This window comes from Telluria sp. LT1R51-2, from assembly GCF_059685775.1.
Genome location: NZ_JCASIM010000001.1, coordinates 3,789,945 through 3,811,429, shown reverse-complemented (window position 1 = coordinate 3,811,429; position 21,485 = coordinate 3,789,945). Strand labels below are relative to the sequence as shown.

Genomic DNA, 21,485 nt, shown 5'->3' with positions numbered 1-21,485 from the left:
TACCATTGTGAACTCCCTGTAGAAATCATTCCTCTGAGCATCCCATATGCCCGTTCAGATAACCAATTGTAACCCTTAGCTAATGACTTATCTGCGAGGCATTAACAAAATTTCTACAGATCGAAGAAGTAGATAATTAGTCTAGGCGAGTTGCCATTGTCTCGGCCGTCTCGTTGTAATACACCTGCAGTTGCCGTAGGTCCTTGTGTCCCACCATGCGTGCCAGGTCAAGCACATTGAGCTTCTTCGCAAGGCGGGTGATCGCCAAGTGCCGCGTGTCATGGAACGTGCCATCTTGAATCAATGCGCGTTTCTTCGCTTTGCGGAAAAGGGCGTCGAGCGAGCGTGCCGTCATGTCGAACAGCGGCTCACCCTTTGGCGCCTCTGGTAGCACGCGCAGCAACTCGGCCGCACGGCGCGACAGCGGCACGGCCCGCTTTGTTCCATTCTTGGTCTGCTGCAGAGTAGCAGTTCGACCTACTATGTCAGTCTCCACCAGGCCGCAGATCTCGCCAGCTCGCATCGCCGTCTCGATAGCGAATAGGAATGCGACAGCAACGCGCTGGTATCCCGTAATGGCAAGCTTCGTCTCCTCCTGGTCGAAGCCGAGTGCAAAGCAGATGCGTTCGATCTCGTCGTCTGAATACAAACGATCGCGCGCTGGAGGATCGGCCGGGCGCCGAACGTCGGTGGTTGGTGACTTGGCGATCCACTTCCATTCCCTCGTGGCGGATGCGAACACGTGGGAGAGTAGGTTGAGGTCACGGTTGACGGACGAGCCTTTTACCTTATCGACGGTGAGGCGTTGGTCGCGCCATTGGCCCAGGATGTCTGAAGTGATATCGACCAGCTTCATGCCACCAAGCGGCGTGCCAGCGATCTCGTATCGACCGATCGCGCCCATACGTAGGACCTCGTGGCGTGTCCCGCGCTTGTGGACTGACACTTCTTTCTCATACCTGCGGAATGCCTCGTCAAGCGTGCGGCCCTTCTGTATACCAGTCGTATCGCCCTCACGAATTTCTGTCTCGCGCTTGCTCGCCCAGCTGACCGCTTCAGCCTTTGTGGAGAACACCTTTGACTCGCGCGTTCCTTTAATGGCGAGCTGGGCACGCCACCCTTTGCTTAGCCTGGCTATCGATGCCATATACGCCTACGTTAAGTGAATGCGTAATTGTGTGCGTAAATCGTGCGTAACTCAACACAATAAAAGGTGGTGCAAGGTGGTATTTGGACGGTGCTAGAATCAAGGCCGATGGGCCTTAAGTGCTTGAAACTACTTAGGAAACTGCATAAAGCGGGGTGTTGCGCTGCGAGTAGGTGGTGCCTCCGGCCGGAATCGAACCGGCACGCCTTACGGCGCTTGATTTTGAGTCAAGTGCGTCTACCAATTCCGCCACAGAGGCCCAATCGCAGGCGGGTATCTTAGCACATTGATTGCTCAGCTGGCCAGTGCGGCGAAACTCATCGTATGAGTCCACGATAGATGCGGCTGAGCGTATGCCCTGATTGCATAGCGCACTCCTCCTAACACGTCATCCGATGCTGCAACAACCGCAAGCTCCCCATCGGCCCGACGATCTCCAGCACGTGCTCGCGCACCGCGACATCGATTGCGCCTTCCTGTCCGCGCAGCCAGGCGCGGGGGCGGAAGTAGCGGATGCTGGTGCTGTCGGTGGCGGCGCGGCGATAGCCAAGCGCTCCGAGTGCTTCGTCTAGCCTGTCGATCATCTGGCGGGCATCGACGCGGCTGCGCATCTCGAAGCGACCCGGGCCAAGCATGCAGATGGGGAGCAGGCCGCCCACCACGGCTGGCACCACGAGGAAAGGCATCGGGGTGCCGGGATCGATCAGGTGCAGGGCCATGACCAGCAGCGGCAGGCCGGCCAGCAGTGTGAGGGCCCATGGCAGGGACTGGCGCCAGGTATCGATGCGCTGCAGGAAGCCAGGGCGTTTGCTGACGCGCTCGATTTCAGAAAATGTCACGCTGTTCATGGTGCTCTCCCCGGGCTGCCGGCATTCGTCCGTATTCACGCCGATCAAGAAAATTGGTGCAATATCCAGCCAACTATTATTTGAATCGTCATTGACTTGATCATTGTGACCAGCGCTCAGTGGCTGGCGTTTGACTGCGCGCAAACACGCATTCGTTGAAGCCAGCTTCTCATAAAGACAACACTTGCCGCGCACAGGTGGATTTCAGTCGATCCATCGGCCAGAAACGAACAAGCCGCACAAAAGTGCGGCTTGTCGGGAAAGCGCTCAGCGTTTTTGACGGAATAGCCGGAAGCGTTCGTCCCGGTCCGACGCACGCCGGCCTTCCCACAGCGGCGTTGCGTCGCGCACGTCCCATTTGCGCAGCAGGGTCGCATCCATGCGGTTGCGCAGGCTGTCCTGCAGCAGTATGTAGTCGCACTTGCCGCCGGCCAGCGTGACGAACGGCAGGCGGCCGTAGAAGGCCAGCGAGGCGCGCTGTGCCGGGCCGACGTTGGTGGCAATGCAGTTCGCGTCAGCGGGCAGGCGTGCGGCGATCTGCTGGGCCACGCCGGCGTAGCTCTTGCCGTAGTTGAGGTCGGGCAGGAACAGCGTCATCAACAGCACCCACAGCAGGATCAGGCCGCCGGAAGACAGCACCACGGCGCGCCACAGCACCGCCGGCTGGCGCGACAGGCGCCAGTGCACCAGCATGATCCAGCCGACGCTGGCGCCGGCCGCCACGATGAAGGTGACCACGCCGATTTCCGGCGTGAAGCCAGGCACCAGCTTGAGCGCATTCTTGGCCAGCTGCGCCGGCCAGCCGGTCAGCTTGGCGACCCAGAACAGCCAGATGATCGCGCTCAGCATCGTCAGCACCATCACCGAGAACCAGTCGATGGCATTGATCGCGCCGCGCTTCATTGTCGGCAGGCCGAAGGCGGCCATCAATGCCAGCGGTGGCAGCATTTTCAGGAAGTCGCTGTTTTCGGGCGCGGGGTCGGCCAGCATTTGCAGCACCAGGGCCAGGAAGAAGAATACGGGTAGCACGATGTGCAGCATCTGCTGACGGCGCCAGGCCCAGATCGCCCACAGGGCGAACGGCCAGGCCGGCCAGAAGAACCAGATGCCGATCCGGAAGAACGCTTTCAGCGCCGGCCAGCCGGGCGGTCCGATCTGGCGCGCGTTCCAGTCGAGCCAGTCGGCGACCGGCGACAGGCCATAAGGCTGCAATACCGTGGCCGGCACGATCCAGATCAGCGTGAGGCCGAAGCCGACACCGGCGGCAACTGCCAGGTCGCGCAGTGCGCGCGGCGTTGGCAGCTCGAGGTAGCGTGTGCAGGCGAACAGCGCCACGATCAGCACCAGCGGCGGCAGGAAGCCTTGCGTGAGCGTCAGTGCGCCAAGGGCAAGGCCTACCAGCACCGCATTGCGCGTGCTGGCCAGCTCGACGTAGCGCACGGCGCGGTACAGGAAGAAGGCGAGCAGCGCGCCCTGGAGGGTCGCTGCGAGCGTCAGGTGGCTTTGCAGCAGCAGGCCCAGGCTGCCGAGGTAGATCAGGACAGCAGTATCACCCAGCGTGCGGCCGTAGTCGTCCGGCTCGGGCTGGCCGCCGAAGGCCAGGCGCAGCGGTTGCGCTTCGGCGCGCCGCCCCAGATGGAAGGCGGTGTACCAGAGCGACATCGTGCCCAGCACGAAGATGCCGACGGTCGAGACGCGCGCGGCCAGCACGTCGCCCAGCAGCCAGCCGAACAGCTTGATGCACACGGCGCCGAGCCAGAATGCTAGTGGGCCTTCGTCGACGCTGGCAAGGCCTGCGATGTTCGGATACAACCAGTCGGCCAGCGTGCCATGCGCCATCGTCCACATGATGCCGAAGCTGGCGGCGTCTTCCTTCCACAGGTCGCGGCCGATCAGGCCTGGCAGGATGTAGAACAGGCCCAGCGCAAGCAGGGCCCAGCGGGGCAGTGCAAGAGTGGCGGCGGCGGGAAGACGGACTGGTTTCATCGATAAGTCTGATGGCGGAAATGAGCGCGTAGTATAGCCGCGAAAAAAAAAGAAGCCGGGTCAGCGGCTTCTTTTTTGAAGCCGGCAACGCCGGCTGTCTGGACAAAGCCGGTGACGGCTTTGACGGTATTACATCGGCAATTAGCCGTTGGCGACCGAGGTCTTCGAACCAACTGCGCCGAATTTCTGGCGGAACTTCTCGACGCGACCAGCGGTGTCGACGATCTTGTGCTTGCCGGTGAAGAACGGGTGCGATTCAGCCGACACCTCGATCTTGACCAGTGGGTATTCTTTGCCTTCGTGTTCGATCTTGTCGCGGGTGTTGATGGTCGAGCGCGTGATGAACTTGAAGTCGCACGACACGTCATGGAACACGACGTCGCGGTATTCTGGGTGAGTTTCAGTTTTCATGGTCTTGCTTTCTATTGAGTTGGTAGCCAAACAGCACTTCGTCGGTCGTCTCGCTTCTTGACCCGATTGCCGATCACTTGCCAGGGTTGGGCAGAACCGGCGATTATAAATTGGTTTTCACCTTCCGGCAATGCCCGACAAAAAAGGCAGCCCGAAGGCTGCCTGTGCGCGTGCTGCGTTGCAGCGGCTTAGCCGCCGCGGCGCATCATGTCGAAGAATTCCACGTTGTTCTTCGTTGCGCGCATCTTGTCGAGGATGAACTCCATCGCCTCGATTTCGTCCATCGAGTACAGCAGCTTGCGCAGGATCCAGATCTTTTGCAGCTGGTCCGGCTTGATCAAGAGCTCTTCGCGACGGGTGCCCGATTTGTTCAGGTTGATCGACGGGTAGACGCGCTTTTCGGCCAGACGGCGCTCGAGGTGCACTTCCATATTGCCGGTACCCTTGAATTCTTCAAAGATCACGTCATCCATGCGCGAACCGGTTTCGATCAGCGCGGTCGCGATGATGGTCAGCGAGCCGCCTTCTTCGATATTGCGGGCCGCACCGAAGAAGCGCTTCGGACGCTGCAGCGCGTTGGCGTCGACACCACCGGTCAGGACCTTGCCCGAGGCAGGAATCACGGTGTTGTAGGCACGCGCCAGGCGGGTGATCGAGTCCAGCAGGATCACGACGTCCTTTTTCATTTCGACCAGGCGCTTGGCTTTTTCCAGCACCATCTCGGCAACCTGCACGTGGCGGGTCGCTGGTTCGTCAAAGGTCGAGGCAACGACTTCGCCGCGCACCGAACGCTGCATCTCGGTCACTTCTTCCGGACGTTCGTCGATCAGCAGAACGATCAGCGTGACGTCGGGGTGATTGGCCGTGATGGCATGCGCGATGTGCTGCAGCATGACCGACTTGCCGGACTTTGGCGACGCTACCAGCAGGCCGCGCTGGCCCTTGCCGATCGGCGAAATCAGATCGACGATGCGGCCGGTGATGTTTTCAGCGCCGTTCATGTCGCGCTCGAGGCGCAGCGGCTCGTTCGGGTGCAGCGGCGTCAGGTTCTCGAACAGGATGCGGTGCTTCGAGGCTTCTGGCGATTCGCCATTGACCTTGTCGACCTTGACCAGCGCGAAATAACGTTCACCGTCTTTTGGCGTGCGTACTTCGCCTTCGATCGAGTCACCCGTATGCAAGTTGAAACGACGGATCTGCGACGGCGAGATATAAATGTCGTCGGTCGAGGCCATATAACTCGCGTCTGGCGAGCGCAAGAAACCGAAACCGTCCGGCAGCACTTCGAGAGCGCCGTCGCCGAAGATCTGCTCACCGCCTTTTGCGCGCTTTTTCAGGATTGCAAACATCAATTCCTGTTTGCGCAGGCGGGCTGCGTTGTCGATATCGAGGCCGATTGCCATTTCCAGCAGCGCGGAAACGTGCATCGCCTTCAGTTCAGATAAATGCATGTGTGTGGGTAACCCGTGACGGGTAAAAAAGGTAGGGGAGGGAACTGCGTGGGTTAATCAAGGCGGGAAGGTGGCAATGAGCCGTGGGCCCTCCCGGCCGGGAGGCGATGACGCGGGCGCGTCGTCGCCGCTTATTGTATCAGCTGAATCAGATGTTGCTGTCGATGAACGCGGTCAATTGACCTTTTGCCAGTGCACCGACTTTTTGCGCAGCGACCTGGCCGTTCTTGAACAGGATCAGGGTCGGGATGCCGCGGATGCTGAACTGGGCTGGAACAGCCTGGTTGGCATCGACGTCCATCTTGGCGATCGTGATCTTGCCGCCGTATTCCTTGGCGACTTCTTCGAGGATCGGGGCAATCATCTTGCAAGGACCGCACCACTCGGCCCAGAAATCGACCAGCACCGGCAGCTCGGACTTGAGCACGTCGGATTCAAAGGATGCGTCGCTGATGTGTTTGATGTTTTCGCTCATGGTTTCCTCAATAAGAGGTAATAACTGTGATTAACGCCTTGAGACAGGACATGGGGAACGTCTCTACCGGCTAGGGGGTATCTTCCTGTGCTGCTTAATATTGTTACTACACAATGGTGGAGGCACTGTGTGCAAAATTCAATATTGGAAGAACGGCTAGAGGGTGTCAGGCGGGGAATGAGGCGAATAATACCGCATTTTTTTGAAAAGTGTTTAGCCGCTTGTACTAAATTTCAACAGGCCAATGCCGCGCGCAACTGGTTTTGTCCGAGCGGCTTGCGAAACGACCCGACGACTTGCAGCCCTAGCGCGCGCGCCAGTTCGCCAGCCGCTTCGCGCACACCATCTTCCAGTGCCGAGATCAGGATCACCTTGCCTTGATACCCTTGCGCTGCGGCGGCTTGCAGAAATTCGATGCCATCCATTTCCGGCAGCATCAGGTCGCAGATCAGGACATCGGGCATCGCGTGATCGAAGTGCTGCAACGCACGGCGCGCTTCGCTTTCGAGCACGACCGTGTGCGGTCCGCATGCGCTCAGCATTTCATGCATTACTTCCAGCAACAGCGGATCGTCGTCCAGCACCAGGACCTGCAGGGGCGCGTCAAGGGACGGTGCGTCGGTGGCGTGGATTGGCATGGTCATACCCGGCAGAGAAGAGGATGGCGGGTTCGCCATATGGCCGGAGTGTGACATGGTTTGTTGTCTGTTTGCATGATTATTTTCAGACGTTGCCCGTGAAGCGGGCCAGGTGGCCTGGGTGCCACAACGTCGCCACCGAGGCAATCCGGCTGGCCGACGTCGTGCGCCGGTGCAGCACCAGGCACGGCGCGCCGGGCGCGATGCCCAGGCGCTGCGCCGTCTCGCCCGATGCCGGCAGCGCCTCGATGGCATAGGTCGCGCCCTGCAGCGGCGCACTCACCATCAGGTGTTCATTGGGCGTGATGCTGGAAAAATCCTGCTCCAGATAAGCCGGGGCGCAAGCCGGATTGACCCAGCGGTCTTCGAGCTGGATCGGGACGTCGTTGTCGAAATGGACGATCAGCGAGCGATACAGCGTGCTGCCGGCGTCGAGGCCGAATTCGGCGGCCAGCGCATCGTCCGCCACGCCGGCCTCGAGCACCAGCACGCGGCTGGTGTGCTGCCTGCCGCGTTCGCGGATCTCGTCGGCGATATTGCGGATCTCGACCAGCGTGGCCTGGTACTTTTGCGGCGCGACATACGTGCCCGAGCCCTGGCGCCGTACCAGGACCTGCTCGGCGGTGAGTTCGCGCACGGCGCGGTTGACCGTCATGCGCGAGACGCCGAACAGGCGTACCAGCGCCTGTTCGGACGGCACCAGGTCGCCTTCCTTCCAGCGCCCGGCCGCGATTTCGCCGACCAGGTAATCCTTGATTTGCCGGAAAATGGGTGCTTTGTCCGGTGGGCTGTCTTGCAGGGGATCGTGTGTGGTCCTTGGGTCCAAGCGGTTCTCCGAAGTGACGGCCTGTCTGACCAGCCGAGATTCTAGCATTCGATTCGAAAGCAAGACCCGGCGTGCATAGCACCAGGCATGGCGCTACGATAGGCTTGCCGCCTGACCCCTGGAGATGAACATGACCATTCCCACCGATGCCGATGCCGATGCCGATGCCGGCGCCGACAGCGCCGATCCGCGCTGGGCTGCCGTACAGCGGCGCGACCCGGCCTTCGACGGCCGCTTCGTGTATTCGGTGCGCACCACCGGCGTGTATTGCCGGCCATCGTGTCCGTCGCGCGCGGCACGGCGCGCCAACGTGGCCTTTCATGCAGGCCCGGATGCCGCCGAAGCGGCTGGCTTTCGGCCCTGCCTGCGCTGCGCGCCGCACCTGCCGCCGCTCGCCGAGCGTCAGCGCGACGCCGTTGCACGGGTTTGTCGCCTGATCGATGCCGCCGACGAAGCGCCGGACCTCGACAGCCTGGCGCAGGCGGCCGGCATGAGCCGCTTTCACTTTCACCGCGTATTCAAGGCGCAGACGGGGATCACACCGAAAGCGTATGCGGCGGCGCGGCGCGGCGAGCGCGTACGGCGTGGGCTGGCGCAGGGCGCGCCGGTGCTCGATGCGTTGTTCGAGGCCGGCTATGGGTCCAGTACGCGCTTTTATGCGGGCGCGCAGGCGGTGCTGGGCATGGCGCCGGCGCACTACCGGGCCGGCGGGCGCGGTGAGACGATCCGCTTCGCCATCGGGCAGTGCTCGCTGGGCGCAATCCTGGTGGCTACGACCGCGCGCGGGATCTGCGCAATCCTGATCGGCGATGCGCCAGCGCCGCTGCTGGACGATCTGCAGGCGCGCTTTCCGCAGGCCGCGCTGGAAGGCGCCGATGCGGCGTTTGGACAGACCGTGGCGCAGGTGGTCGCGCTGGTCGAAGCGCCGCGCATCGGTTTCGAGTTGCCACTGGATGTGCGCGGCACTGCCTTCCAGCAGCGCGTGTGGCAGGCGCTGCGCAGCATCCCCGCCGGCCGCACGGTCAGCTACGCCGAGCTGGCCGCCATCGTCGGAGTAACCGGCGGCGCGCGCGCAGTGGCCGGGGCCTGCGCCGCCAATCCGATCGCGGTGGCGATTCCCTGCCACCGCGTGGTGCGCACGGGCGGCGCGCTGTCGGGTTATCGCTGGGGCATCGAGCGCAAGCGCACGCTGCTCGAACGGGAAGACGAGCAGGCCGCATCCAGCCCGGATTGAGCGGGCGCCGGTGCTATGCCGGGCATGCAAATTTCGATACACTCTGCCGAGCTGCGCCCACGAGGCGCGGGATCCCAACCGACGGAGAAAACCACGCATGCGCGCCCGCTTGACCCCCCTGTGTTCCCTGATCGTCCTGGCCGTTGCCGGCAGCCTGCCGGCCCACGCCGCAACCCTGATCGACAACGCCAACGGCTATACCCTCAACACCAAGGGCGACCTGGTGCAGTTCACTGCGCTCGCCTTTGATGACGCGGGCCGCATCATCGCCGTGGGCGCCAGCGCGGATGTCGCCGCCAAGGCGCCGCAGGCCAAACGCATCGACATGGGTGGCCGCACGCTGCTGCCCGGCCTGATCGATGCCCACGGCCACGTGTTCGGCCTGGGCCAGCAACTGACGCAGCTTGACCTGTTCAACAGCACGTCGCTGGCCGGCGCGCTCAAGTCGATCGGTGAGTATGCGGGCGCCAATCCGGGGCACCCATGGCTGCGCGGGCGTGGCTGGAACCAGGAAAACTGGAAGCTGGGGCGCTTCCCCACCGCGGCGGAACTCGACGCCGTTGTCAGCGACCGGCCGGTGTGGCTGGAACGTGTCGACGGCCACGCCGGCTGGGCCAACAGCCGCGCGCTGGCGCTGGCCGGCATCACGAAAGCCACGCCGGATCCGGTCGGCGGCAAGATCGTGCGCGACGCCAATGGCGAAGCCACCGGCGTCCTGGTCGATACCGCGCAGGATTTGCTGACCAAAGTGCTGCCAGCGCAGACCGAGGCCGAATCGCGCACGATCCTCGACCGCGCCCTGGGCGAACTGGCGCGCGTGGGTCTCACCAGCGTGCACGACGCGGGCGTGGACGTGACCCAGGACCGCCTGTACCGCGCCTACGCCGATGCAGGCAAGCTGACAACGCGCGTGTACGGCATGATCGGCGGCGCCGGCGCGGACTTCGATGTGCTGGCCAAGAATGGCCCGCTGAACGACTATGGCAACGGCATGTACGCACTGCGCGCCGTGAAGCTGTATTCGGATGGCGCGCTGGGCAGCCGCGGCGCGGCGCTGATCAAGCCGTACAGCGATGACGCGCATTCGCACGGCCTGCTGTTCTTCAAGAGCGGGCAGATGGACACCATGATGACGAAGGCGATGCGCCGCGGCTATCAGGTCAATGTGCATGCGATTGGCGACGCCGGCAACAAGCAGATCCTCGACATCTACCAGAAAGAAGTCTCGGCGACCAAGAGCAGCGCGCAGCGTCACCGCATCGAGCACGCGCAGGTCGTGCAGCCGGGCGACATCCCGCGCTTCAAGTCGATCGGCATCATCCCGTCGATGCAGCCGACCCACGCGACGTCGGATAAAAACATGGCCGAAACCCGCGTCGGGCCCGAGCGCATCAAGGGCGCGTATGCGTGGCGCACCTTCTTGCATCAGGGTTCGCGCATCGCCTGCGGTTCGGACTTCCCGGTCGAAGCGCCGAATCCGTTCTTCGGCCTGCACGCCGCCGTCACGCGCCAGGATGTGCAGGGCCAGCCGGTGGCCGGCTGGTACCCGAACCAGGCAATGTCGCTGAAGGAAGCGTTCCGTTGCTTCACGCTCGACGCGGCATACGCCGGGCACCGCGAAGACAGCCTTGGTTCGCTCGAAACGGGCAAGCAGGCCGACTTCATCATCATTGACCAGGACCTGTTCAAGATGCCGACGTACGACATCCACAAGACCGGCGTGCTCGAAACCTGGGTGGCTGGCAAACAGGTCTTCAAAAAGTAATTAGAGAGGGTTGTATAGACAACCTGGATGCGGTAGGGTGGATGGATTCTCCGTCCACGCGGTGATGGTTGGCACCCAACTCATCCGGTACGCACGCGGAGCCCATTCCTTATCGAAGGAGCCGCCATGAACCACAATGCTGATGTTGTCGACGATCCCCGCTTCGACCCTTCGCGCGTAATCCAGGCCCCGCGCGGCACCACGCTCAGTTGCAAGAGCTGGCTGACCGAAGCGGCCTACCGCATGATTCAAAATAACCTGGACGCCGAGGTCGCGGAAAACCCGCAGCGCCTCGTCGTCTACGGCGGTATCGGCCGCGCAGCCCGCAACTGGGCCTGCTACGACCAGATCCTGGCCAGCCTGCGCGAGCTCGATGACGACCAGACCCTGTTGATCCAGTCCGGCAAACCGGTCGGCGTATTCCAGACCCACCCGGACGCGCCGCGCGTGCTGCTGGCGAACTCCAACCTGGTGCCGAAATGGGCCGATTGGGCGCACTTCAACGAACTCGATCGCCGTGGCCTGTTCATGTACGGCCAGATGACGGCTGGCAGCTGGATCTATATCGGCACGCAGGGCATCGTGCAGGGCACCTACGAAACCTTTGCCGAAGCAGGGCGCCAGCATTTTGGCGGCGACATGCTAGGCCGCTGGATCCTGACGGCGGGCCTGGGCGGGATGGGCGGCGCGCAGCCGCTGGCCGCGAGCTTCGCCGGCGCCGTGTCGCTCACCATCGAGTGCCAGCAAAGCAGCATCGATTTCCGGCTGCGCACGCGCTACCTCGACAAGCAGGCGCGCGACATCGACGAAGCGCTGGCGCTGGTGCAGCAGCACACGGCGCAGCGCGAGGCCGTCTCCATTGGCCTGCTTGGCAACGCCGCCGACGTGCTGCCCGAACTGGTGCGCCGTGCCCGGGCCGGCGGCATCAAGCCCGACCTGGTGACCGACCAGACCTCGGCCCATGACCTGATCAACGGCTACCTGCCAAGCGGCTGGAGCGTGGCCGAATGGCAGGCGGCGCAGCGCGACCCGGCGCAGCACGCGCGCCTGACGCGCAACGCGGCGGCATCCTGCGCGCAGCACGTGCGCGCCATCCTCGACTTCAAGGCGATGGGCTGCCACGCGGTCGACTATGGCAACAACATCCGTCAGGTGGCCAGGGACGAAGGCGTGGGGGATGCGTTCGACTTTCCGGGCTTTGTGCCGGCGTATATCCGGCCGCAGTTCTGCGAAGGGCGCGGGCCGTTTCGCTGGGTGGCGCTGTCGGGCGACCCGGAAGACATCTACAAGACCGATGCGAAAATCAAGGAGCTGTTCCCGCACGACGCGCGCGTGCACCGCTGGCTCGACATGGCGCGCGACCGCATCGCGTTCCAGGGCCTGCCGGCGCGCATCTGCTGGCTGGGCCTGGGCGAACGCCATCTGGCGGGCCTCGCGTTCAACGAGATGGTGCGCACGGGCGAACTGAAGGCGCCGATCGTCATCGGGCGCGATCACCTCGACACCGGCTCGGTCGCCAGCCCGAATCGCGAAACCGAAGCGATGCGCGACGGGACCGATGCCGTATCCGACTGGCCGCTGCTGAACGCCTTACTGAATACAGCCGGCGGCGCGACCTGGGTCTCGCTGCACCATGGCGGCGGCGTGGGCATGGGCTATTCGCAGCACTCGGGTGTCGTCATCGTGGCCGACGGCACGGATGCCGCCGCAAAGCGCCTGGCGCGGGTGCTGGTCAACGACTGTGGCTCGGGCGTCATGCGCCACGCCGACGCCGGCTACGACACCGCCATCGACTGCGCCCGGCGCAATGGCCTCAATCTTCCGATGATCAAATAAACCCATGAACGAATTCACTCTGCAACCCGGCCAGCTGACCCTGGGCGACCTGCGCGCCGCCTGGAGCGCGCACGCACCATTGACCCTGGCCAGCGGGGCCTGGCGCGACATCGCCGCCTCCAGTGCGGCCGTCGACGCCATCGTCGCCAAGGGCGAGCCGGCCTACGGCATCAACACGGGTTTCGGCATCCTGGCCAAGGCCCATATCCCGGTCGAGCAACTGGCCACGCTGCAGCGCAACCTGATCCTGTCGCATGCGGTGGGCACGGGACCGCTGATCGACGACCAGATTGTCCGCCTGATCCTGCTGACCAAGATCGGCAGCCTGGCGCGCGGGTACTCGGGCGTGCGCCCGCTGATCGTCGAGACGCTGATTGCCCTTTACAACGCCAACATCATGCCGGCCATTCCCGTGCAGGGATCGGTCGGCGCATCGGGCGACCTGGCGCCGCTGGCGCACATGACGCTGGCGATGCTCGGCGTGGGCCAGGTACGTCACAACGGCGTGCTGGTCGACGCCATTGATGCGCTGGCGGCGGCCGGCATCGCGCCAGTCGTGCTGGGTGCAAAAGAGGGACTGGCGCTGATCAACGGCACCCAGGTGTCGACCGCGCTGGCGCTGCACGGCCTGTTCCTGGCCGAACGCCTGCTCGAGGCGGCGCTGGTCACCGGTGCATTGTCGGTCGACGCTGCGCGTGGCAGCGACGCGCCGTTCGATGCCCGCATCCACGCCGTGCGCGGGCAGCCGGGCCAGATCGCGGCGGCGGCCATCTACCGCGAGCTGGTGGCCGGCAGCGCGATCCGCGCCTCGCACCTGGTTGGCGACGAACGCGTGCAGGACCCGTACAGCCTGCGTTGCCAGCCGCAGGTAATGGGCGCCGTGATGGACCTGATCGGCAATGCCGGCCGCACGCTGCTGATCGAGGCGAATGCTGTCACCGATAATCCGCTGCTGTTCGACGATGGCGTCATCCTCTCGGGCGGCAACTTCCACGCCGAGCCGGTGGCGTTTGCCGCCGACGCGCTGGCGCTGGCCATCGCCGAAATCGGCGCGCTGGCCGAACGCCGCATCGCGCTGCTGATCGACGCCAACCTGTCCGGCCTGCCGGCCTTCCTCGTGCGCGAGCCGGGCCTGAATTCGGGTTTCATGATCGCACACGTGACGGCGGCGGCGCTGGCGTCCGAAAACAAGTCGCTGGCCCATCCCGCCAGCGTCGACAGCCTGCCGACATCGGCCAACCAGGAAGACCATGTCAGCATGGCCACCTTCGCGGCGCGCCGTCTTCACCAGATGGCGCACAATACCTGCGTGATCGTGGGGATCGAGCTCTTGGCCGCGTGCCAGGGCATCGAGTTTCACCGTCCGCTGCGCAGTTCGCAGACGCTGGAATCGGTCCACGCGCAGCTGCGCGAGCAGGTTGCGCCGTACGACGCCGACCGCTTCTTTGCGCCGGACATCGAGGCGGCGCGCACGATGGTGTGGCAGGGCGCGTTGTCGGCGTCATGCAAGGCGCTGTTTACGGCGCTGCATCCGTAAATCGACCAGGGAGTTGCGATGGAATTTCGCTTCAAGGCAGGCAGGCTTCCCATGCTGGTATCGATGCCGCATGCGGGCACCGATATTCCCGACGAGGTAGCGCACACGCTGGCGCCGTGCGCCGCTGCGCGCGCCGACACCGACTGGCACTTGCCCGAGCTGTACAGTTTTCTCGAAGAGATGGGCATCTCGACCATCTCGGCGCGCTGGTCGCGTTACCTGATCGACCTGAATCGCCCGCCCGAAGACACGAACCTGTATCCGGGCCTGGACACCACCGGCCTGTGCCCGCTCGACACGTTCGGGCGCGAGCGCCTGTACCACGATGGCATGGCGCCCGACGGGGCCGAGGTGCAGCGGCGCCTGGCGCGCTACTGGCAGCCGTACCACGCGCAGTTGCGCGCGGAGCTCGACCGCCTGAAGATGGAGCACGGGCGCGTGGTGCTGTGGGAAGCGCACTCCATCGCCTCTGTTGTCCCGCGCTTTTTCGACGGCAAGCTGCCCGACCTGAACTTCGGCACGGCCGAAGGCACGTCCTGCGCCCCGGGCCTCGAAGCCGCGGTGCTGGACGTGGCGCGCGCGCAGGAGCGCTTCTCGATCGCGCTCAACGGCCGCTTCAAGGGCGGCCACATCACGCGCCACTACGGCCAGCCGGCATCGGGCGTGCACGCGATCCAGCTCGAGAAATGCCAGTACCTGTACATGAACGAAGCGCCGCCGTTTGAATACCGGCCAGCGGTCGCTGCGACGCTGCAGCCGCTGCTGCGCGACATGGTCAAGGCCGCCGTCGACTGGGTGCGCCCATGACAGCGCTGTTCGCGCGCCACGCGCTGCTGCCGCAGGGCTGGCAGCGCGACGTGCTGCTGGAGTGGGACAGCGGGGGCGACCTGACGCAGGTTGCGCCCGGCGCGCGCCCGCCGCTGAACGTGGCGCGCGCCGAGTACGTGCTGCCGGGGATGGTCAATCTGCACTCACACGCGTTCCAGCGCGCGCTGGGCGGCCTGACCGAAAGGGGCAGCGAAGGGCCGGACAGCTTCTGGACCTGGCGCGACTTGATGTACCGCTTCGCCGCGCGCATCACGCCCGAGCAAATCGAAGCCATCGCCGCGCAGCTGTTCGCTGAGTGCCTGCGTCATGGCTACACATCGGTCTGCGAGTTTCATTACCTGCAGCGCGCGGTCGACGGCGCCAGCTATGCGCGGCCCGCCGAAACCGCCGAGCGCGTGGCCGCGGCCGCGCAACTGGCCGGCATGGGCGTGACGCTGCTGCCGGTGCTGTACAGCCACGCCGGGTTCGGCGCGCAGCCGCTCACGCCGGGGCAGGCGCGTTTTCGCACGGACGTCGACGACGTGCTGGGCATCGTCGAGAGCCTGGCGCCGCTGCGGAGCGGCCAGCTCGAAGTGGGCGCTGCGCCGCACTCGCTGCGCGCGGCCGGCATCGATGCGATCCGCGCGCTGGCAGCCGGCTTGCCCGCCGCGCGGCCGCTGCACATCCACATCGCCGAACAAGAGGCCGAGGTGGCGCAGTGCATCGCGCACACGGGCCAGCGGCCCGTTGCCTACCTGTTCGACCAGCTTGCGCCTGATGAACGCTGGTGCCTCGTGCACGCCACCCACCTGGATGTGGCCGAAGTGACGGCGGTGGCGGCCAGCAGCGCCGTGGCCGGCCTGTGCCCGACCACTGAAGCCAACCTGGGCGACGGCCTGTTTCCGCTGGCGCCGTACATCGCCGCCGGTGGGCGCTTCGGCATCGGCAGCGACAGCCATGTATCGCAGAGTCCCGTCGAAGAATTGCGCTGGCTCGAATACGGCCAGCGCCTGCAGCACCGGCAGCGCAATGTGGCGCACGTGCCAGCGCAGCGCAGCGTCGGCGACTTTTTGTGGCAAGCTGCGTTGATTGGTGGCGCGCAGGCCACTGGCCGGCGCGTCGGCGCACTGGCGGCAGGGCGGCGCGCCGACCTGCTGGTGCTGGATGCCCAGCATCCGAACCTCGACGGCGTTGACCACGCCGAGGTCCTTGGCCGCATGGTATTTTGCGGTAACGATAACCTCGTGCGCGACGTGCTGTGTGGCGGCCGCTGGGTGGTGCAAAGCGGCCGCCATCGGGCGCAGGAGGCGATTGCGGCGCGCTACCGCCAGGCGCTCAGGGATTTGCGTTCTTAGAAAGGTGACCACATGACTGTCTTGATTCCGTTTGCAGGCCTGGCCCCGGTACCGTGGAAGAACGGCGGCGGCAACACGACCGAGATCGCGATCGGCCCGCTCGATGCCGGCTTCGACGATTTCGACTGGCGCGTCAGCCTCGCCACCATCGCTGAAGACGGCGCGTTCTCGCAGTTCGAGGGCGTCGACCGCACGCTGGCGCTGGTCCACGGGCACGGCATGACCTTGCATATCGATGGCGAGCCGACGCTGATCACGCACGCCGAGCCGGTCGTGGCGTTCGACGGCAGCTCCGAAGTGCGGGCCAAGCTCAATCGCGGGCCGACGACCGACTTCAATGTCATGTCGCGCAGCGAGCGCTGTTATCACCAGTTCGGGCGGCGGCGCCTGAGCGGCGACTCGACCTTCATCGCGCGCGCCGAGATCACGGTGCTGTTCCTGGCCGAAGGCGACAGCCTGCAGCTGGCCAGCGACAACGAGCGCATTGGCCTCGTGCGCTACGACGCGGTGGTGCTCGACCAGGGCACCGTGTGGACGCTCGAGGCCGGGCAGGCCACCATCTATATCGTCGACGTCCACTACTACTCTGAGGACGATGACGACATGGGAATGTATGACTGACCTGCTGCTGTCCAACGTGCACCTGGCCACGATGGACAACGGCTATGGCGTGCTGCACGACGCCGCGCTGGCGGTCAAGGATGGCCGCATCGCCTGGATCGGCGCGCGAAGCGATGCACCGCCGGCCGCGCGCGAACATGACTGCGGCGGCGCCTGGCTCACGCCCGGCCTGATCGACTGCCACACGCACATCGTCCATGGCGGCAACCGCAGCGACGAATGGGAAGCACGCCTGAACGGCGCCAGCTATGAAGACATCGCGCGCCAGGGTGGCGGCATCATGGCCACCGTACGCGCCACGCGCGCGCTCGACATCGATGCACTCGTCGCGGCCAGCCTGCCGCGTGTGAAGGCCTTGCTGGCCGAAGGCGTGACGACGCTCGAGATCAAGTCGGGCTACGGTCTGGCACTGGATGCCGAAGAGCGCATGCTGCGCGCGGCGCGCCGCATCGGCGAACTGCTGCCGGTGCGCGTTGTCACCACGTTTCTGGGCGCGCACGCGCTGCCGCCCGAATTCACGGCGCGCGCGGACGACTACCTCACCGAGGTCTGCGACGTCATGCTGCCCGCGCTGGCGGAGCAGGGCCTGGTCGATGCAGTCGATGCATTCTGCGAGCGCATCGGCTTTACCAATGCGCAGACCGCGCGCGTGTTCGACAAGGCACGGGCGCTGGGCTTGCCCGTCAAGCTCCATGCCGAGCAGTTGTCCGACCAGGGCGGCGCCGCACTCGTGGCGCGCCATGGCGGCTTGTCTGCCGATCATCTGGAACATCTGAGCGAAGAGGGCATCGCCGCGATGGCGCGCGCCGGCACGGTGGCCGTGCTGCTGCCGGGCGCCTATTACTATCTGCGCGAAACGGTCATGCCTCCCATCGATGCATTGCGCGCTGCCGGCGTGCCGATGGCCGTGGCCACCGACTGCAATCCCGGCACCTCGCCGCTGACGTCATTGCTGCTGGCGCTGAACATGGCGTGCACGCTGTGGCGCCTCACGCCGCAAGAAGCATTGCTGGGCGTGACCGCGCACGCCGCGCGTGCGCTCGGTCTGCAGGATGAGATCGGCACGCTCACGGTCGGCAAGCGCGCCGACCTGGCGTTATGGAACATCGCGCGCCCCGCCGATCTCGCCTACGCGATGGGTTTGAATCCCTGCCAGGCTGTCATCCATGGCGGCGTCCTGCGCACCATCGGTTGAGCGCTTGATCGCCCGCAAGGCTGTCATCTACGTTTCGGAGAACATGAATCTAAAGACGTGTAAAAAAAAAACGGCGACGGCCGTAAGCAAATGTAAGGCTTAATCAATCGTTAAGGATCGCTGGCTATAGTCCTTCTCGTGATTCAACTTCTCCCCTCCCCATTTGCCAAAATGGGTTTGCCCACGGCGCCAACGCGTCGTGGGTTTTTCTTTGTCGGTCGGATTTAGCGTCAGCCGAATCAGCCGACATCAGCTGCGTTCGGCCAGCGCCGTCAGGCTCTCGCCCGTCACGCGGCAGATACGCCACTCGGGCATCACGTCAGCGCCCATCGCCTTGTAGAAATTGATTGCAGGCTCGTTCCAGTCCAATACCGACCACTCGAAACGCCCGCAGCCGCGCTCGACCGCCAGCTGCGCCAGCCGTTGCAGCATGCGCGTGCCGATGTTCTTGCCGCGATGCGCCTGCTTCACATACAGGTCTTCAAGGTACAAACCTTTCTTGGTCAGGAAGGTCGAGAAGTTATGGAAGAACAGCGCGAAGGTGACCACCTCGCCGTTCTCTTCGCCGACGATGGCTTCGCACGATGGATGCGCGCCGAACAGGCCTTCGTGCAGCAGCGCTTCGGTGGCGACCACCATGTGTTCGAGTTTTTCAAACACGGCCAGTTCCACGATCATGGCGTGGATGTGGGTGACGTCGCTTGGGCGGGCAGGGCGGATGGAAAATGGGGCAGCGGTCATGGTGATTCGATGGGATTGTTCAGGTTAGCGGATTGGACGATCTTCGGCGCAGGCGCACGCACGGCCCAGGCCACGCTCGCCAGGCAAACGATCATGCCAAGAAATTCGAGCGCACCGGGGCGGTAGTCTTCAAGCAGCACCGACAGCAGTACTGACAGCACGGGCGTGACGACGGTGACGTACACGGCCTTGTTGGCGCCGATGCGGGCGATCAGCGTGAAGTAGGCAAAGAAGGCGATGACGGAGCCGAAGATCGACAGATAAAACAGGCCGGCCCAGTAGGTGCCGCTGTCGGGCAGCGTGAAGGCGTCGCCGTTCGCGAGCGACCACAGCGTCACCATCGACGCGCCCCACAGCATCGACCACGCCATCGTCAGCGGCAGGTTCGCGCACTGCTGCTTGACCTTGGTGACGACGATGCTGCCGCCCGCGCTGGCCATGGTCGCGGCCAGCGCCAGCACGACGCCCGCAATGAAGTGACCGTTGCCGCCAGCCTGGATCGCCTGCCAGGCGTCGCCAATGGCGTGCCAGAACAGCAGCGCGACGCCCACCGTGGCGGCCGCGCCGCAGGTCCAGGTGCGGCGGTTGATGGCGCTGCCGAAGAAGAGGCGGCTCCAGATGGGCGTCCAGAACACCATCAGCGCAAACATCACGGCCACCAGGCCGGAGACAACATGCTGCTCCGCGTGGTAGGTGCAGATATACGAAATGCCGAACGTCAGGCCGCCCTGCAGCGCCATCCAGCGGTGCGTGCGCCAAGGCAGGCTCAGGCGTTCGCGGCGTGCGATGCATACGGCAAACAAGGCAGCGGCGGCAAGGAAGAAACGGTAGGCCACCGACACCGCCGGTGCGGTGTGTCCCAGTTGCAAGGTGATGGCCCAGAAGGTCGAGCCCCAGATCAGGGACGCGATGGTAAAGAGGATGGGGGAAGACATCGCGGGAGTATAGATGGCCCGCTAAGGTCCTGTCGGCATCAGTTCATCGACCCAAGCAGCCGATGTAGTAGAAATGCAACATCACCACGCGAGCCGGATGCGCCGGTACAGGATGCTCAGCACGAACAGCGGCCCGATCAGCAAGAAGCGCAGATCGTCGAAGAACGATGGCTTCTTGCCCTCGATATGGTGGCCGACGAACTGGCCAAGCCAGGCCGCCACGAACACGCCGATCGACGTCGGCAGCACGGTCCCATCCGGCAACATGGTCAGCACCAGCAGCATGGCGCCGGCCATCACGCCCATTCCAAGGGCAAACGTGCGCGACAGGGTCACGTAATACACCAGTGCCGCCGCCATGACCAGCAGCGCCATCGCGGGATGGATCGCCCACAGGATGCCCAGCATGCTGAACACGATTGCCGGGATGCAGACGATGTGGATCAGTTCATTGACGGGATTGCGGTGGCTTTCGCCATAGCGCGCCAGCAGGACATCGATGGCGCGGGGCGTGGATGCGGTGTACATGGCGGCGTCTCCCTGTATTGTTGTAAGGACGATTCTACCGCCGCTGTCCCCCATTCGCCGGCCTATCGTGGCGGCAGCGCCGGCGTGGGCGCCATGGTGTCGGCCGGTTGCACGCGCAGATGGGCATGGTTCGCGAACAGCTCGGCGATCCATTCGACGAATACGCGCACCTTGGCGGACAAATGGCGATTCTGCGGATACACCACGTGGACGGGAATCGGATCGCAGCGCCAATCCGGCAGCAGCCGCACCATCTTGCCGGTCGCGAGCTGCTCGGACAAAAGATAGTCGGTCATATTGATCACGCCGAGGCCTGCCAGGCCCGCCTTGATATAGGCATTCGAGTCATTGAGCGCGATGGCGCCGGGCAGCATGACCTCGATGCGCTCGCCGTCGCGGGTGAAATCCCAGCCGCTGACCTTGCCCGTCTTGGAAGAAAAATAATTGACGCAGCGATGGCGCTCCAGATCGTTCGGATGCAGCGGCATACCGAAGCGCTCGATATACGAGGGCGCTGCGCAGGTGACGAAGTTGATCACGCCAACGCGGCGCGCAATCAGGTTGCTGTCGATCAGGTCGCCACCGCGCACGGCGCAATCGACGCCTTCCTCGACCAGGTCGACCGGGCGATCGGTGCTGCCCATCTCCAGCGTGATATCGGGATAGCGCGCGAAAAAATCGGGCAGGGCCGGGATCAGGATTTCGCAGGTCAGGCCCGTGGGCGCATCCACCCGCAGCCGGCCACTCGGGCTGAAGCGGTGGCGCGTGAGCGATTCTTCGGCGTCGCGCACGTCCGACAGGATCCGCACGCAGCGCTCGTAATAGGCGGCGCCATCGGATGTGACGGACACGTGGCGGGTCGTGCGGTGGAGCAGGCGCGAGGCGAGCGACGTTTCGAGCGCCTGGATCAGTGTCGATACCGTCGCCTTGGGCATTTGCAGCGTGTCGGCAGCGCGCGTGAAGCTGCCCGCATCGACGACTTGCACGAACACTTCCATGGCTTGCAGCTTGTTCATCCGGATTTTGATTTGAAATTGGTGACATTGTTCAGGAATCTGAACAATCAATTCGGTATTGTCATCTTTATCCGATTGGGGATCAAGACTATTATGTGTGCATCGCAACAAAGTATTTACTTGAGAAGACGGA

The 21,485-nt window shown here is 64.2% G+C and carries 20 protein-coding genes and 1 tRNA gene; 8 read left to right on the top strand and 13 right to left on the bottom strand.

The window, feature by feature from the left end; genetic code table 11:
- Positions 1-136 precede the first annotated feature (136 nt).
- From AC56LH_RS16790 to hutC, 9 genes are all read right to left on the bottom strand, one after another.
- Positions 137-1,147, bottom strand: a complete 1,011-nt coding sequence (locus AC56LH_RS16790) for a tyrosine-type recombinase/integrase (protein WP_499647869.1) — start codon at positions 1,145-1,147, stop codon at positions 137-139.
- A 174-nt stretch (positions 1,148-1,321) separates the two neighbouring features.
- A tRNA-Leu gene (locus AC56LH_RS16785) sits at positions 1,322-1,406 on the bottom strand.
- Between the two features lie 121 nt (positions 1,407-1,527).
- Positions 1,528-1,995, bottom strand: a complete 468-nt coding sequence (locus AC56LH_RS16780) for a hypothetical protein (RefSeq protein ID WP_499647867.1) — start codon at positions 1,993-1,995, stop codon at positions 1,528-1,530.
- 267 nt (positions 1,996-2,262) lie between these two features.
- A complete protein-coding gene (locus tag AC56LH_RS16775) occupies positions 2,263-3,981 on the bottom strand; it encodes an ArnT family glycosyltransferase (protein ID WP_499647865.1) in 1,719 nt (572 codons plus the stop codon).
- A gap of 141 nt (positions 3,982-4,122) precedes the next feature.
- Positions 4,123-4,392: a type B 50S ribosomal protein L31 gene (locus AC56LH_RS16770; RefSeq protein ID WP_183556195.1), complete on the bottom strand. Its 270-nt coding sequence runs from the start codon at positions 4,390-4,392 to the stop codon at positions 4,123-4,125.
- A 188-nt stretch (positions 4,393-4,580) separates the two neighbouring features.
- The gene (gene rho / locus AC56LH_RS16765) at positions 4,581-5,843 is read right to left on the bottom strand and encodes a transcription termination factor Rho (protein ID WP_183556196.1); all 1,263 of its coding nucleotides are present in this window, start codon (positions 5,841-5,843) and stop codon (positions 4,581-4,583) included.
- 148 nt (positions 5,844-5,991) lie between these two features.
- A complete protein-coding gene (gene trxA, locus AC56LH_RS16760; protein ID WP_499647863.1) occupies positions 5,992-6,318 on the bottom strand; it encodes a thioredoxin TrxA in 327 nt (108 codons plus the stop codon).
- Between the two features lie 233 nt (positions 6,319-6,551).
- Positions 6,552-6,956 carry a response regulator gene (locus AC56LH_RS16755; protein ID WP_499647861.1) on the bottom strand — a complete coding sequence of 135 codons (405 nt, stop codon included), beginning with the start codon at positions 6,954-6,956 and terminating at the stop codon, positions 6,552-6,554.
- An 85-nt stretch (positions 6,957-7,041) separates the two neighbouring features.
- Positions 7,042-7,755 (bottom strand): histidine utilization transcriptional repressor HutC, encoded by a 714-nt coding sequence (gene hutC / locus AC56LH_RS16750; RefSeq protein WP_499648505.1) that lies wholly within the window; start codon positions 7,753-7,755, stop codon positions 7,042-7,044.
- 157 nt (positions 7,756-7,912) lie between these two features.
- On the opposite strand from hutC, the gene ada reads away from it, so the two are divergent.
- The 8 genes from ada to hutI all read left to right on the top strand — a co-directional run bounded on the left by ada (position 7,913) and on the right by hutI (position 18,132).
- Positions 7,913-9,016, top strand: a complete 1,104-nt coding sequence (gene ada, locus AC56LH_RS16745; protein WP_499647859.1) for a bifunctional DNA-binding transcriptional regulator/O6-methylguanine-DNA methyltransferase Ada — start codon at positions 7,913-7,915, stop codon at positions 9,014-9,016.
- A 97-nt stretch (positions 9,017-9,113) separates the two neighbouring features.
- The gene (locus AC56LH_RS16740; protein ID WP_499647857.1) at positions 9,114-10,781 is read left to right on the top strand and encodes an amidohydrolase; all 1,668 of its coding nucleotides are present in this window, start codon (positions 9,114-9,116) and stop codon (positions 10,779-10,781) included.
- 126 nt (positions 10,782-10,907) lie between these two features.
- The gene (gene hutU, locus AC56LH_RS16735) at positions 10,908-12,617 is read left to right on the top strand and encodes a urocanate hydratase (RefSeq protein ID WP_499647855.1); all 1,710 of its coding nucleotides are present in this window, start codon (positions 10,908-10,910) and stop codon (positions 12,615-12,617) included.
- Positions 12,618-12,621: 4 nt separating this feature from the next.
- A complete protein-coding gene (hutH, locus tag AC56LH_RS16730) occupies positions 12,622-14,154 on the top strand; it encodes a histidine ammonia-lyase (RefSeq protein WP_499647853.1) in 1,533 nt (510 codons plus the stop codon).
- Positions 14,155-14,172: 18 nt separating this feature from the next.
- A complete protein-coding gene (gene hutG, locus AC56LH_RS16725) occupies positions 14,173-14,961 on the top strand; it encodes an N-formylglutamate deformylase (RefSeq protein WP_499647851.1) in 789 nt (262 codons plus the stop codon).
- Positions 14,958-16,316: a formimidoylglutamate deiminase gene (locus tag AC56LH_RS16720; protein WP_499647849.1), complete on the top strand. Its 1,359-nt coding sequence runs from the start codon at positions 14,958-14,960 to the stop codon at positions 16,314-16,316. Before hutG ends, AC56LH_RS16720 begins: the two co-directional genes overlap by 4 nt.
- Before the next feature lie 12 nt (positions 16,317-16,328).
- On the top strand, positions 16,329-16,937 hold the full coding sequence (locus AC56LH_RS16715; RefSeq protein WP_499647847.1) for a HutD/Ves family protein: 609 nt from the start codon (positions 16,329-16,331) through the stop codon (positions 16,935-16,937).
- Positions 16,930-18,132 (top strand): imidazolonepropionase, encoded by a 1,203-nt coding sequence (gene hutI / locus AC56LH_RS16710; protein WP_499647845.1) that lies wholly within the window; start codon positions 16,930-16,932, stop codon positions 18,130-18,132. The genes AC56LH_RS16715 and hutI overlap by 8 nt, the downstream gene beginning before the upstream one ends.
- Positions 18,133-18,381: 249 nt before the next feature.
- Here hutI and AC56LH_RS16705 read toward each other — a convergent pair whose 3' ends face one another.
- The 4 genes from AC56LH_RS16705 to AC56LH_RS16690 all read right to left on the bottom strand — a co-directional run bounded on the left by AC56LH_RS16705 (position 18,382) and on the right by AC56LH_RS16690 (position 21,352).
- Complete coding sequence (locus tag AC56LH_RS16705) at positions 18,382-18,873, bottom strand: GNAT family N-acetyltransferase (RefSeq protein ID WP_499647843.1); 492 nt, start codon at positions 18,871-18,873, stop codon at positions 18,382-18,384.
- Entirely contained in the window at positions 18,870-19,808 is a 939-nt protein-coding gene (locus AC56LH_RS16700; protein WP_499647841.1) for a DMT family transporter, read from the bottom strand. Before AC56LH_RS16700 ends, AC56LH_RS16705 begins: the two co-directional genes overlap by 4 nt.
- Positions 19,809-19,889: 81 nt before the next feature.
- A complete protein-coding gene (locus tag AC56LH_RS16695; RefSeq protein ID WP_499647839.1) occupies positions 19,890-20,336 on the bottom strand; it encodes an Mpo1 family 2-hydroxy fatty acid dioxygenase in 447 nt (148 codons plus the stop codon).
- 62 nt (positions 20,337-20,398) lie between these two features.
- Complete coding sequence (locus AC56LH_RS16690) at positions 20,399-21,352, bottom strand: LysR family transcriptional regulator (RefSeq protein ID WP_499647837.1); 954 nt, start codon at positions 21,350-21,352, stop codon at positions 20,399-20,401.
- Between the last annotated feature and the right edge of the window lie 133 nt (positions 21,353-21,485).

Excerpts from the sequence above, each read along its gene's own strand:
- hutI (WP_499647845.1), top strand. The coding sequence starts at position 16,930 with ATGACTGACCTGCTGCTGTCCAACGTGCACCTGGCCACGATGGACAAC.
- rho (WP_183556196.1), bottom strand. The coding sequence starts at position 5,843 with ATGCATTTATCTGAACTGAAGGCGATGCACGTTTCCGCGCTGCTGGAA.
- AC56LH_RS16775 (WP_499647865.1), bottom strand. The coding sequence starts at position 3,981 with ATGAAACCAGTCCGTCTTCCCGCCGCCGCCACTCTTGCACTGCCCCGC.
- hutU (WP_499647855.1), top strand. The coding sequence starts at position 10,908 with ATGAACCACAATGCTGATGTTGTCGACGATCCCCGCTTCGACCCTTCG.
- AC56LH_RS16740 (WP_499647857.1), top strand. The coding sequence starts at position 9,114 with ATGCGCGCCCGCTTGACCCCCCTGTGTTCCCTGATCGTCCTGGCCGTT.
- AC56LH_RS16715 (WP_499647847.1), top strand. The coding sequence starts at position 16,329 with ATGACTGTCTTGATTCCGTTTGCAGGCCTGGCCCCGGTACCGTGGAAG.
- AC56LH_RS16695 (WP_499647839.1), bottom strand. The coding sequence starts at position 20,336 with ATGTACACCGCATCCACGCCCCGCGCCATCGATGTCCTGCTGGCGCGC.
- AC56LH_RS16720 (WP_499647849.1), top strand. The coding sequence starts at position 14,958 with ATGACAGCGCTGTTCGCGCGCCACGCGCTGCTGCCGCAGGGCTGGCAG.
- hutG (WP_499647851.1), top strand. The coding sequence starts at position 14,173 with ATGGAATTTCGCTTCAAGGCAGGCAGGCTTCCCATGCTGGTATCGATG.
- trxA (WP_499647863.1), bottom strand. The coding sequence starts at position 6,318 with ATGAGCGAAAACATCAAACACATCAGCGACGCATCCTTTGAATCCGAC.
- AC56LH_RS16690 (WP_499647837.1), bottom strand. The coding sequence starts at position 21,352 with ATGAACAAGCTGCAAGCCATGGAAGTGTTCGTGCAAGTCGTCGATGCG.
- AC56LH_RS16780 (WP_499647867.1), bottom strand. The coding sequence starts at position 1,995 with ATGAACAGCGTGACATTTTCTGAAATCGAGCGCGTCAGCAAACGCCCT.
- AC56LH_RS16790 (WP_499647869.1), bottom strand. The coding sequence starts at position 1,147 with ATGGCATCGATAGCCAGGCTAAGCAAAGGGTGGCGTGCCCAGCTCGCC.
- AC56LH_RS16770 (WP_183556195.1), bottom strand. The coding sequence starts at position 4,392 with ATGAAAACTGAAACTCACCCAGAATACCGCGACGTCGTGTTCCATGAC.
- ada (WP_499647859.1), top strand. The coding sequence starts at position 7,913 with ATGACCATTCCCACCGATGCCGATGCCGATGCCGATGCCGGCGCCGAC.
- hutH (WP_499647853.1), top strand. The coding sequence starts at position 12,622 with ATGAACGAATTCACTCTGCAACCCGGCCAGCTGACCCTGGGCGACCTG.
- AC56LH_RS16700 (WP_499647841.1), bottom strand. The coding sequence starts at position 19,808 with ATGTCTTCCCCCATCCTCTTTACCATCGCGTCCCTGATCTGGGGCTCG.
- AC56LH_RS16755 (WP_499647861.1), bottom strand. The coding sequence starts at position 6,956 with ATGCCAATCCACGCCACCGACGCACCGTCCCTTGACGCGCCCCTGCAG.
- AC56LH_RS16705 (WP_499647843.1), bottom strand. The coding sequence starts at position 18,873 with ATGACCGCTGCCCCATTTTCCATCCGCCCTGCCCGCCCAAGCGACGTC.